This window comes from Halobacillus sp., assembly GCF_049282395.1.
GTDB lineage: Bacteria > Bacillota > Bacilli > Bacillales > Halobacillaceae > Halobacillus.
The window spans coordinates 1-12256 of sequence record NZ_JBAPTY010000038.1 but is presented as its reverse complement, the minus strand read 5'-3'; the positions used below and the strand labels follow the sequence as shown (position 1 = coordinate 12256).

General features: G+C 41.7%; 13 protein-coding genes. 7 read left to right on the top strand and 6 right to left on the bottom strand.

Features of this window, described 5'->3' with window-relative positions:
• Positions 1 to 48: 48 nt before the first annotated feature.
• Positions 49 to 921: a cation diffusion facilitator family transporter gene (locus tag WAM07_RS01825; protein WP_422164275.1), complete on the bottom strand. Its 873-nt coding sequence runs from the start codon at positions 919 to 921 to the stop codon at positions 49 to 51.
• A 333-nt stretch (positions 922 to 1254) separates the two neighbouring features.
• Here WAM07_RS01825 and wrbA point away from each other — a divergent pair, with 333 nt between their 5' ends.
• From wrbA to WAM07_RS01810, 3 genes are all read left to right on the top strand, one after another.
• Positions 1255 to 1860, top strand: a complete 606-nt coding sequence (gene wrbA / locus WAM07_RS01820; protein WP_422164274.1) for an NAD(P)H:quinone oxidoreductase — start codon at positions 1255 to 1257, stop codon at positions 1858 to 1860.
• 333 nt (positions 1861 to 2193) lie between these two features.
• Positions 2194 to 2436, top strand: coding sequence for an IDEAL domain-containing protein (locus tag WAM07_RS01815; protein ID WP_014642435.1), 243 nt, complete (start codon positions 2194 to 2196; stop codon positions 2434 to 2436).
• Positions 2437 to 2677: 241 nt separating this feature from the next.
• Positions 2678 to 3526 (top strand): M15 family metallopeptidase, encoded by an 849-nt coding sequence (locus WAM07_RS01810; protein ID WP_422164272.1) that lies wholly within the window; start codon positions 2678 to 2680, stop codon positions 3524 to 3526.
• 40 nt (positions 3527 to 3566) lie between these two features.
• Here the strand turns inward: WAM07_RS01810 and WAM07_RS01805 are convergent, their stop codons facing one another.
• Positions 3567 to 4187, bottom strand: a complete 621-nt coding sequence (locus tag WAM07_RS01805; RefSeq protein WP_422164270.1) for an NAD(P)-dependent oxidoreductase — start codon at positions 4185 to 4187, stop codon at positions 3567 to 3569.
• Between the two features lie 102 nt (positions 4188 to 4289).
• Here WAM07_RS01805 and WAM07_RS01800 point away from each other — a divergent pair, with 102 nt between their 5' ends.
• Positions 4290 to 5585: an MFS transporter gene (locus tag WAM07_RS01800; RefSeq protein ID WP_422164268.1), complete on the top strand. Its 1296-nt coding sequence runs from the start codon at positions 4290 to 4292 to the stop codon at positions 5583 to 5585.
• A 163-nt stretch (positions 5586 to 5748) separates the two neighbouring features.
• On the opposite strand, the gene WAM07_RS01795 is transcribed toward WAM07_RS01800, so the two are convergent.
• On the bottom strand, positions 5749 to 6660 hold the full coding sequence (locus WAM07_RS01795) for a zinc dependent phospholipase C family protein (protein WP_422164266.1): 912 nt from the start codon (positions 6658 to 6660) through the stop codon (positions 5749 to 5751).
• Between the two features lie 348 nt (positions 6661 to 7008).
• On the opposite strand from WAM07_RS01795, the gene fumC reads away from it, so the two are divergent.
• Together fumC and WAM07_RS01785 are read left to right on the top strand one after the other, a co-directional pair.
• The gene (gene fumC / locus WAM07_RS01790) at positions 7009 to 8397 is read left to right on the top strand and encodes a class II fumarate hydratase (RefSeq protein ID WP_422164264.1); all 1389 of its coding nucleotides are present in this window, start codon (positions 7009 to 7011) and stop codon (positions 8395 to 8397) included.
• A gap of 124 nt (positions 8398 to 8521) precedes the next feature.
• Complete coding sequence (locus WAM07_RS01785; protein ID WP_014642441.1) at positions 8522 to 8740, top strand: alpha/beta-type small acid-soluble spore protein; 219 nt, start codon at positions 8522 to 8524, stop codon at positions 8738 to 8740.
• Positions 8741 to 9117: 377 nt separating this feature from the next.
• Here WAM07_RS01785 and WAM07_RS01780 read toward each other — a convergent pair whose 3' ends face one another.
• On the bottom strand, positions 9118 to 10215 hold the full coding sequence (locus tag WAM07_RS01780) for an ABC transporter ATP-binding protein (protein ID WP_014642443.1): 1098 nt from the start codon (positions 10213 to 10215) through the stop codon (positions 9118 to 9120).
• A 123-nt stretch (positions 10216 to 10338) separates the two neighbouring features.
• Positions 10339 to 11235 carry a PucR family transcriptional regulator gene (locus tag WAM07_RS01775; protein ID WP_422164262.1) on the bottom strand — a complete coding sequence of 299 codons (897 nt, stop codon included), beginning with the start codon at positions 11233 to 11235 and terminating at the stop codon, positions 10339 to 10341.
• A 131-nt stretch (positions 11236 to 11366) separates the two neighbouring features.
• On the opposite strand from WAM07_RS01775, the gene WAM07_RS01770 reads away from it, so the two are divergent.
• On the top strand, positions 11367 to 11648 hold the full coding sequence (locus tag WAM07_RS01770; protein ID WP_041601223.1) for a metal-sensitive transcriptional regulator: 282 nt from the start codon (positions 11367 to 11369) through the stop codon (positions 11646 to 11648).
• Positions 11649 to 11702: 54 nt separating this feature from the next.
• On the opposite strand, the gene WAM07_RS01765 is transcribed toward WAM07_RS01770, so the two are convergent.
• On the bottom strand, positions 11703 to 11879 hold the full coding sequence (locus tag WAM07_RS01765) for a hypothetical protein (RefSeq protein WP_422164260.1): 177 nt from the start codon (positions 11877 to 11879) through the stop codon (positions 11703 to 11705).
• Between the last annotated feature and the right edge of the window lie 377 nt (positions 11880 to 12256).

Below are 12256 nucleotides of genomic sequence, written 5' to 3'. Positions count from 1 at the left end.
AAACAAAGCGGTCACGATATTTTCGTGACCGCTTGTTCGTTTAAAATATTAATCTTTTTCAAAAGGCTCAATGTGGATGTGGGCATAAAGAATACGGTGTTCTTTTTCTAATGTGTTCTCCACATCGTCTGTGATGGTATGACCTTGTTCGATCGTAATATGAGGATTTACATGAATAGTGGCTTCCACAAGTGTCTGATTGCCTTGCAGCCGAGCTTTTACATCTTTAACGGCCCACACATCTGGATGTTTTGAAATGGTTTCCCGTATGCTTTCAATTTCTTCTTCATCAAATCCATCCGTCAAACTGTGTGTGGAGTCTCTAAATATATCCCAGGCTGTCTTGCAAATGATCAGCCCAACGATAAGTCCCGCTAAAGGATCAAGCCAAAAAGCTCCGAATTGAGCGCCAAATATACCTATGGCAGCTCCTATACTTACTAAAGCATCAGAACGGTTATCCTGTGCAGCAGCGTATAAGGCGTTACTATCTATTTTCCTGGAAAGATTCAGGTTGTATCGGTACACAAAATACATAATGGCGGCTGCTGCCAGTGCTGTCCAGGCTGTGAGTAATCGAGGCTCACTGACTTCTTGATTGATGATGTCCTGGATGGTTCCGATAATTACTTCAATCCCAACGGTCATCATAATAAAGGCCGCGACAAGGGAAGCAATCGTCTCGGCTCTGAAATGCCCGTAATGGTGGTCCTGATCAGGAGGCTTTCGGGAAATCTTAAGACCAATCAGTACAGCAACGGAAGCAATAACGTCTGTCGTATTATTCAGTCCATCAGCTCTCAATGCTTCTGAATTACCTAAGGAGGCAATCGTAAGTTTAGCTGCAGCCAGAACTAAATAGACGATGATACTGATCCAGGCTCCTTTTTCTCCCTTTTTTATATTTTGATATTCGCTCATCTCTTGTAACCCCCGTGTCTTCTTTGAAAGCTTGACTTAGCTTACCAAATACATTCTTGATGAGTCTAGAGAAAAAAAGCTTTCCATATGCAGATTGCTTGGTCAGGACTAGGATGTTTGCATTCGTTCAAAAAATGAAATTCCTTACATTATGTACAGCAAACCTAAAGCTTATGTTAACCAAGTGTAAGTACTATATAAAATATCTCGAAATGAAGAATCTTTAGTTTGAGTTTTATTCAGGCAGGGTATATAATTTTAATGAATCCAAGCGGTTCGATTGGAAACCATAAGAAAATAGGTAATGAGCAACTAATCAAAGGAGAGATACTCATGGCAAATGTAAAATTAGCGGTGATTTACTACAGTTCTACAGGTACCAACTACAAAATGGCTCAATGGGCCGAAGATGCAGCAAAACAGGCAGGAGCGGAAGTAAAGCTTGTTCGTGTCCCAGAAACAGCACCTATGGAAGCTATTGAACAGAACCCTTCTTGGAAAGAGCATTATTTAGCAACTAAAGATACAGTAACGGAAGCGAAAATCGATGATTTAGACTGGGCAGATGCTATTATTTTCAGTGCCCCGACACGTTTTGGGAATGTACCTGCACAATTAAAGCAATACATGGATCAGGCAGGCGGTCTATGGTTCCAGGGTAAACTTGTCAATAAAGTTGTAAGTGCCATGACCTCCGCTCAAAACCCTCATGGTGGTCAGGAAGCTACACTTCTTAACTTTTATACCACGATGTTCCATTGGGGTGCGATTATTGCTGCGCCAGGATACAGCGACAATGCGATCTTCGGTGCAGGCGGGAACCCTTATGGAACAAGTGTAAGCGTGGACGGAGAAGGAAACATGAAAGAAGATGTTGAGGAAGCTGTACGTCATCAGACCCGTCGTACGATTGATGTAGCCAGCAAATTTGTTAACTAAAATTACGAAAGTCCTCTTTAATAGAGGACTTTTTTTATGGGTAAGGATCTGAAATACATGCCGTGGGCTAGGTTACCTCAGTTTTTTTAAGAGACAGCGTGTAAAAATATCTGAACCAAAATCTGGACGTTGTTCATACCATTTCCTCTGACTTCTCTAAGTAATTCTGAAAAATCAAAAAAAATTTAATAGAGTCAAAACCCCTTCATGACAGGGCTCAATAGGTTTAACTATCTTTTAAACAGGGAAAGATATAACTAAATATTCAGAAAACTTATTGCGTTATAAGTTTAAATCCTGCATAATGAAAAAAAGCATGAAGGGGGTATTCTCATGAGAAAGCAAAAAATGGTCTATGTTATACGTCGCGACCCCGATTATAAAGGGAAAGAGATTACGGCTAAAAGAGAATTGTCCTTTGGTATTCAGCTAGCCTCACGGTTGTTCCTTGATCAAATGAGTTTTGAGTTTAATAAGGATCGTTTAGATGAAGAAATTAATCAGGCGATTGACAATGGCGACCGTGCAGAATTCGAACGTTTGAGTTTACAATATACACCTTATACGTGGGAATAAAATAGATGGTACCAGACCACTGCTGATGCAGTGGTTTTTTTTGTGCAGTCCACTTGATTTTTTATAGTAAATGTTAAGGTTTGAGGATTAGTACCGATGTTAACAGTACATAAGTTACGTCACTTAGACCAACATAGTTGGCGGAAGAAAAGGGCCGCCTATTGATTAGAAAGATTGTACACGGCAAACATTAAAAAGTGTTATAGTGGGAATATCATCAAGGTTTAGGTAGGTAATGTCGATGAAACAATTATTATTCATTTCTATATCGCTTCTGAGCATACTGCTAAGTGCTTGCTCGCTTACCGAAACATCGAGTGAGGAGAATGACCAGGCAGAACCAGCGCCTGCGAGTGATAAAAAGATAGACTCCAAGGAAAAACCGGCTTTTAAATCTGAAACCGAAGAACGAGGGACAGGTTCCTCACAGGAAAAAGAAAGCGGGAAATCTTCTCAGAATCAACAAGAACCGAATGAAACCAGTGAGGAAGGTCTGGCAATAGTAGAGAATCCGGAGAGTATACAGGTAGTTGTTAATAAGAACCGCAAGCTACCCGAAGGATACACTCCACCGAATTTAACGATTCCGAAGGTACCTTTTTATTTTGACGAAGAGCTTCCAAAAAAGCAGATGCGTAAAGAAGCTGCAGGTGCGCTTGAAAAGCTGTTCAAGGCTGCCGATCAAGCAGGACAGGACCTAGTGGCCGCTTCTGGTTATCGTTCTTATGAGCGTCAAAAGAACCTTTTTGAGGGATATATAGAAGAGTACGGGGAAGAGAAAGCTAAAACTTTTTCCGCCCGTCCCGGTACGAGTGAACATCAGACGGGTCTTGCTATGGATGTTACCTCTGCAAAAATGTCTTTTAAGCTGGACGAATCCTTCCGTGATACTGAAGAAGGCGAGTGGCTTGCTCGACACGCTCACGAATACGGCTTCATTATCCGTTATCCTGAAGGTAAGCAGGACATTACAGGTTATACCTATGAACCGTGGCACTTAAGATATGTAGGTAAGGATATATCGTCGGATATTCATAAAGCAGAAGAAACGCTTGAAGAATTCTTTGGGCATTATCCTTCTGAATCATAATAGATCCCCTTCCACATGTGGAAGGGGATTTTGTTAGGGATTAGTAACAAATCCCTACGCGATGATGATCATATTGATTTTGTAGTAACTCATGAAAAGCAAATAATGCCGTATCGCCGACGGTTACTTTTTTTCCATCTTCAGGAAGAAGATCAGGCTCAGCTCTTACTTCTCCTATGGCGTCTCCATCTGGTAAATAAGTGGGACAAACAATGGTCCAGTTAAGACTACTTTTTAAAAACTGTTCATATACTTTGGCATGTTCTTCTGCTGCGAACGTTTTCTTTCGTTTGGATTCGGATGTCTGGAAGCGATACTTCCCGTGTTCATATCGACTGTTTAGGATTCCGGCAGTACCAATCGTAACAATGCGATCGATCTGTGCTTCATTCATTCCCTGGATGATTTCCGGGACTGCTTTCGTAAGCGTATCTGTTTTGTCCGTACTTAAGCCACTGAAAACCAGATCAGCGCCGCTTAAGGTTCTTTTAATATCTTCGGGATTCATGGCATCTCCGTAGATAAAATCAGCCCCGGGAATCAACTCTTCTGCTTTGGATTCGTCTCGGACCAGGGCACTTATTTTGTATCCTTCTGCTAAAGCTAATCTTACCACTTCCTGACCGACCCGGCCGGTGGCACCAAAAATAGCAATTCTCATAGTCTCACCTCAAAAATATTGTAAAAGTTGAATGAAATCCATCTGTTTGACGGAATAGTCTGCTAAGATTAATTAAATAACAAAATGGCAGGGGGTACCTCGTTGAAAAAGAAACCTGTATTGAGCTGGATGCTTTACGATTTTGGAAATTCTGCTTTCGCAACAACGGTTATGGCTGCTGTCCTTCCCGTTTTTTATTATGATGTAGCGGCCAAAGGAGTTGACCAATCACTTGCCACGAGTTACTGGGGGTATTCCCAATCCATTGCTGTTCTAATCGTAGCCATACTCGCTCCCATTCTTGGAGCCATTAGTGACTATTCGGCGTCAAAGAAACGCTTTTTAATGTTCTTTGCTTTTATGGGAATGATTGCGAGTGTGCTGCTAGCCTTTGTAGGTGAAGGGGATTATTTATTAGCTTCTCTTCTTCTGATCATAGGAACCATCGGTTTTTCAGGTGGGAATGTTTTTTATGATGCTTTCCTGCCGGAAGTGTCAGATGAAGAGACGATTGATAAGGTGTCGGCCTATGGTTTTGCCTTTGGGTATATAGGCGGCGGAGTGCTGCTCGCTGTTAACCTGCTGATGATTATGAAATATGAGTGGTTTGGGCTTCCAGACAGTTTGGCCGGTACACAGCTTGCTTTTGTGTCTGTCGGTGTCTGGTGGCTGGTTTTTTCCATCCCTTTATTTAAGAATATAGTAGAAGAAAAAAAGGTTTATGAGAAACGTACAGCCTCTTATTTTTCCATTGGTTTTAACCGAGTAGGGAAAACATTTAAAGAATTGAAGCATTTCAAACAGCTGTTATTATTCCTTTTTGCTTTCTGGTTATACAACGATGGTATTTCCACTATTATAAAGATGGCTACGATTTACGGGAGAGATATAGGAATTGATAGTACGGCTCTTATTACAGCTTTATTAATTACTCAATTTGTGGGAATTCCTTTTGCCTTTTTCTTTGGATGGCTTGCGAAGAAGATTACAGCGAAGCGTGCTTTGATGCTGGCTTTGTTCATCTATCTTGCAATCGTAGGTCTTGGGTATTTCATGACGACTGCCCTTCACTTCTATATTCTGGCCGTATGTGTAGGATTTGTGCAGGGAGGAGCTCAGTCTTTAAGCCGCTCGATCTTTGGGAGAATGGTTCCTGGCGACCGGCATGCAGAATTTTTTGGATTTTACGGAATATCATCCAAATTCGCTGCTATTTTTGGACCTTTCGTATTTGCCCTTGTCGGCCAGCTGACAGGCTCCAGCCGCTTAGGTATTTTATCGCTTATCGTATTTTTTGTTGTAGGCATCCTTTTATTGAATAAGGTGGACATCGAAAAAGGAATAAAAGAGGCCCAACAATATACAGATCCTAATAAAAAGCCTGTCATCCATCCGTAAGAGAGGAGCCTATTCCTCTCTTTTTTTCATTCTATATAAGTTATTTCCCGCGAAAAGCGAAATCGTCCCCCAGAGGACCTTCAGCTCCACCATATCTCGAAACTGAGTCTTCAACAAACGGTAGCTTATCTGTAAAGATCAATTTAGAGGTATTGCATAACTTTTAAACGATGGGGTTGCTGAAACGGTTGACCAGTCCTTCTGATAGAGGAGCTCCTGTGTCATACGAGCGGTTGCCGATAACATCTTTTATTTCATCGAGGCGGCTTCTACTGAGATTCTCCCAATAAGATAATATGAGCTCGAACAGAAGCTTTCCTTCTTCGAGCGCCTCTTCATAATGGTCAAGAAAAGAAGACGTATGAGGCTCATTAGTCGCTGGGTGGTGCCAGCGGTTTTTTTGCTCATTCAGATAATCCCTGTCATCGTTAACCGGTTGATGAGAAAAAGAAGAAACAAGGGAACCGAAGTATTTGTTTTTCCATTTCCAAGGGTCATACAGCACACGCTGTGCAAACTGAATATGGCGGTAGGACTGGTGAATAAAGTTATCAGGATATTCTTCCGCTAAACCTGGGAAATGTGTGTCCAAGAGCAAGTCCATTAGTTGAGCAATAGAAGGCAGCGATCTGGTTTTTATTTCTTTATGAACCGGATTCTTCCAAGTTCTTATAGAACGGAATCGCTCAAGCATAATGGTGTCAATGATGGTTTCCAGCTCCTGATGCTTATTGGACTCATAGCCCGCATGGTAATGGATATAAGGGTGAGTGTGGCGGTCAAGAATATGATGGCTGACAAATCCAAGAATGAAGGCCTGAAGGTGATTCTTATGATAAGCACCCCGCTCAATCATGTCTATTAAGAGCGGACCGCATTGCTCGGTATGTAATTTCATTCCCACTTCATCCACATGTTCGTCTTGAGAGAAAGGAAGGAAATTATGGTAAAAGAAAGGATCCGGTCCTTGTGCACCTAAATGAAGAGAATGGCCGGATGTCTGAATAAGATCATTTCGGTTCAGCTCGTTACATAATTGATCGACAAATAATATATGTGTCCAAATATTTGGCATGATTCTCACCTCCAAGCTTTATTATAAAGGATTTTGAAAAGAATTCATTAAAAAAGAGCCTGTACAGACAGACTCTTTTTATTCCCACCTAACTGGACCATTTGAAAAGATCGAGCAAAAACAATAATGCTTTTTACCGGGGACCTCCTTCCTTGTGGTATTAAGTACGATTGTTTCTGCCTCCTTTCTTTTATTAATATTCACTATACACTATAAACTGAAAATTGTAAATAATCTGATAATAAAATATCGAAAATTGTTTTATTAAATCTAAGCTTGAGATGAATGTTCAAAAGATTCTTGATACAATAATGGAGGAGCGAATGTACAAAATAAGGAGGATTTATCATGGATTACCGTATTGAAAAAGATACAATTGGTGAGATACAAGTACCGAGCGAAAAATACTGGGGAGCACAAACCCAGCGAAGTAAACAGAACTTTCCGATCGGTGATGAAAAAATGCCGAAAGAAGTTATCGAAGGTTTTGCGATCTTAAAAAAGAGTGCTGGCCGAGCCAATTTTGAATTAGGACTATTGGAAGAAGAGAAAGCAGACGCTATTGAATATGCAGCGGACCAAATTATTTCCGGTAATCTTGAAGAGCATTTTCCTCTTGTCGTCTGGCAGACAGGGAGCGGCACGCAATCCAATATGAACGTAAACGAAGTTATTGCTTACGTAGGAAATGAATGGCTTAAGAAACAGGAAAGCGAAACGCGCCTGCACCCGAATGATGATGTAAATAAATCACAGAGCTCTAACGATACTTATCCGACAGCTATGCATATTGGAGCTGTTCAGAAGCTTGAGGATGTGGTTCTTCCCGCATTAACTCAACTAAAAGATACCTTAAAAGAAAAAATGGAAGCGTTTGACGAGATTGTAAAGATCGGGCGTACCCATTTGCAGGACGCTACGCCTCTTACCCTGGGTCAGGAAATCAGCGGCTGGCATCGTATGTTAGATAAGACTGAAAATATGATTAAAGATAGTACAAAGTATGTAAAAGATCTTGCTATTGGCGGTACAGCCGTTGGGACAGGTTTAAATGCCCATGAAGATTTCTCAGAGCAAGTCGTTGCCAAAATCAATGAAATTACCGGAAAAGAATTCGTTTCAGCACCGAATAAATTTCACGCGCTCACATCTCACGACGAGCTTGTGCATACTCATGGTGCGCTTAAAGCATTAGCTGCCGATCTTATGAAGATTGCGAATGATGTCCGCTGGCTGGCGAGTGGACCTCGATGCGGGATTGGCGAAATTACCATTCCAGCTAATGAACCGGGAAGTTCGATCATGCCAGGGAAAGTTAATCCTACTCAAAGTGAAGCGGTCACTATGGTTTCCGCACAGATTATGGGAAATGATGCGACCATTGGTTTTGCAGCGAGCCAGGGGAACTTTGAACTGAACGTATTCAAACCTGTCATAGCTTATAACTTCCTGCAGTCTGCCCAGCTTCTTGCTGACAGTATGGTTTCATTTGAAGAGCGCTGCGTACGCGGGCTCGAGCCAAACCATGAACAGATTGAAAAGAATCTGCGCGATTCTCTTATGCTCGTTACGGCACTAAATCCGCATATCGGTTATGAAAATGCAGCCAAAATTGCTAAAACTGCTTTTGAAAAAAATCAAACATTAAAAGAAACAGCGGTGGAATCCGGTATTTTAACTGCTGAGCAGTTTGATGAATACGTTGATCCAAAGGCAATGACGAAGCCTAACGCATAGAGATTTGTATGTTGTTTAGCCATGGAATGAGTCTGGTGAAAACCTCCATTAATTTCCAGTATTTTTTTTGACATAAAAAATACAATACCTGCTCATACTACTTTTACACAGGAGGTGAGACAACATGGCTAACAACAACAGTTCAAATGAGTTAGTAGTACCTGGTGTTCAACAAGCTCTAGATCAAATGAAATACGAAATCGCTCAAGAATTCGGAGTACAGCTTGGTGCTGATTCTACTTCCCGTGCTAACGGTTCTGTAGGTGGAGAAATCACTAAGCGTCTTGTACAAATGGCTGAACAGCAGTTCGGTGGACAGCAGTACGGACAACAACAAAAATAAATACTTGTGACGAAAGAGGAAGGGTGCGCCCTTCCTCTTTATTTTGTGGGAAAAATCATATTTATTGAATAGAAACTTGTGGAAAGAAGTGCAGCATATGCGGGAATGCGGGATTTGTAATGGCTGGGGTGAAACAGGACACCCGTGCCCAAAGTGCAAAGGAACGATGGAGGATCGGGGTAGAATTACCGATTTTCTAGATGATTATAGTCCGTACCTTGACCAAAAATGGACGAATCTGGTGGACGGGGATGAAGATTCTTCTTTAACAGATGAATGTATTCATCTGTTCATATGCCAGCAGTGCGGTCTAAAGAGTGTTCGAAGCTCATAAAAAAGCGCAGCTTGAGAGCTGCGCTTTTTCTCTATTATAGCTATTAGCGGATACGTAATTCAGAATCTTTATCGAAGAAGTGAACTTTGTTCATATCAATCGCAAGTTCGATGTCTTCACCGCCGTTAATATCCGTACGGGAGTCTACACGAGCGATAAATTCCTGATCATTAAGACGAGAATAAAGGTAAGATTCAGACCCCATCATTTCAGCTACTTCGATATGGGCTGTAATCTTCTTGTCCTGGTTAGCATCAATGAAGACCGGCTCATCGTGCATATCTTCCGGACGAACACCAAGGATCAGTTCTTTGCCTATATAGTTCTGATCACGAAGGGTTTTCATTTTTCCTTCTGGAACCGTAATCTTGACAGTGCCAAGATCAATCTGTCCCTCTTCTAATGTACCCTGCAGGAAGTTCATGGCAGGTGAACCGATAAATCCGCCTACGAAAACATTCTCAGGTTTGTCGTAAACATCTTTGGGTTTACCAACTTGCTGAATGAGGCCGTCTTTCATAACGACCAGTCGAGTGGCCATCGTCATTGCTTCTGTCTGGTCGTGTGTTACATAGATGGTTGTGGTTTGCAGACGCTGGTGAAGCTTTTGAATTTCCGCACGCATTTGGACACGAAGTTTAGCATCCAGGTTGGAAAGCGGCTCGTCCATCAGGAATACTTTGGCGTCACGAACAATGGCACGTCCGAGCGCGACACGTTGACGCTGACCACCTGAGAGCGCTTTCGGTTTACGATCAAGTAAAGCTTCCAGACCAAGAATGTTGGCCGCATTGTTCACGCGCTGCTCAATTTCTTTTTTATCCATTTTACGAAGCTTCAATCCGAAAGCCATGTTGTCATAAACGTTCATGTGCGGATAAAGGGCATAGTTCTGGAAAACCATTGCGATGTCCCGGTCTTTAGGAGCAACGTCGTTCATACGTTTATCATCAATCAGAAAGTCGCCGCCGGTTATTTCTTCAAGTCCCGCAATCATTCGTAGCGTTGTGGATTTACCGCACCCGGAGGGTCCTACGAATACGACGAATTCTTTATCGTTAATATCTAAATTAAAGTCTTCAACCGCTTTTACATTCTTATCATAAACTTTTTCAATATTGTTCAGTTTTAGTTCTGCCATTATGTCTCACTCCAATGTAATTTTTGAAATCGCTTTCTTTACTGTTTACAGTGTAGCGAATTCTGAAAAAAGGGTAAATGGACAAAGTGCACAAAGATTCGTCATTCATCTTTGTGCACTTTGTTATTGATCCAGAGTGAGCAAGGCAAGATACGTAATCATGGCGCCTTCAAACTGTTTTACATCTATACCAGTTTTCTCAATAAATTTATCTACCCGGTATTGAAGGCTATTGCGGTGCATGTAAAGGGTTTTAGCTGCCAGGGTAGCATTGGAGCCGGATTGAAGAAATACTTTAACGGTCTGCAGCAGGTCTTTATCTTTCTTAATATCCTGAAAGATAGACCGGTGGATATGCTCCCATTGATCCTCGGGAATCGCTTCGATAAATAAATAAGGCATAACTTCCTTGTAAGTAACGGCTGAATCGATCCGGTATTTTAAGGCAATCGTATGACAGTGGGCCGCCCACTTATAGATAGATGGGGAAGAAGGGATATCCTGAGAGAATTCACTGATATAGAACTGAATATTCGTATAAAAATCACTCATTAGTACATCAACAATGCCTTGGAAGGATAATGGCTCCTGGTTCTTTTCATGAATTTCTTCAATAATAAATCCTTCTCCGTTCGTTTCCCATATAATTGGCATTTTTCTCGGAAAAAGAGATTGGAACGCTTCTTGAAAGGATTCTTTATCTTCAGGAAGGTTCGCTATTGAAAAGAACACAAATCGGTATTGAATTGGCCACTGAATCGGCAGTTGATCCTGACTCCCTTTTAAGAAATCATTCCAGGCCATTTCCCGTTCCGTTTCTGCCGGAAGACCCATTGGTGCTGGGGTGAGAAAAACGGAAAGTAGTTCAGTGTCTCGTGCTTCCGTTTCCTCTTTCAGAATACCGATGGTGTCCATCGAAGGGGTCAAATACCAAGCATAGGCGTCGGAATGGTCGGTTTCTTCAGGATCTGATATAATTAATGAAGGGTAGATCGTTTTTAGCTCGGCAATAATGGGCATGAATATCTTCCTTTTTTATAGATTCTTTACTATTATAGTAGTACATTGCACAATAAACTTAAAATCAGCACCCTGCAGATGGGGATATGGTATAGTTTTTATTTATAGGTACAGAAGGGAGTTGTTCCTGTATGGAACAAGTGAAAGATAGTAATTTATACGGTCAGGAAACAAAAAACCGTTTAAAACGTATTGAAGGACAAGTTAGAGGCGTACTAAAAATGATGGATGAAGATAAAGATTGTAAAGATGTCATAACTCAGCTGTCAGCTGCCCGTTCAGCTATGGATCGTGCAATCGGATATATTGTAGCAAAGAACCTGGAAGGCTGCATCCGGGAAGCCCATGAAGAAGGCGAATCCGCAGAAGATTTAATTAATGAAGCTGTACAAATGATTGTAAAAAGCCGATAATACAAAGCCGGAGATGTGGGAAGCATCACCGGCTTTTGTTCATCTTTGCGTTCGTTAACGCTGAGGATCTCTTTTGGGCTGCTCAGGAATTTCGTGTACTTCGCCAAGTTGCTCATACCCATATACGGGTTTCACAGTTCCTCCGGCCATTCCTTCGTTGATCATGCGATCGACATCCAGTTCATACTTATCTTTTCCTTCAGAAACTCGATTGTTTTCGTTTTTCTTCATAACATTCACCTCCCTGTAATAGTTTGTCCCTTAATTAATGGAACCATGAAGGTTTCAAACGATGTCCCCTTGGATTTTTGATATTTCCTATAAGTTGAACTATTCACATCAACAATTAACTTCTGTTAAATACTAGTTGAATCTCACAAGAGGCTTATTAAAGAATAGGGCCGGATAGTTGAAGACTCAGTTTCGAGATATCTCGGGTCCTTTGCCAAAAGTTTGATGAGGGGGCTACGGAAACAACTCGCTTTCCTACGGGGGAACTGGCAAGCCTCCTCGGTCGCTTCACTCCCTGTGGGGTCTCGCCTAGCTCCTTCTCCCGTGGGAGTCTCGTCGTTTCCTTCGCCACCCTATGATTGAAGAGTCGTCGGACC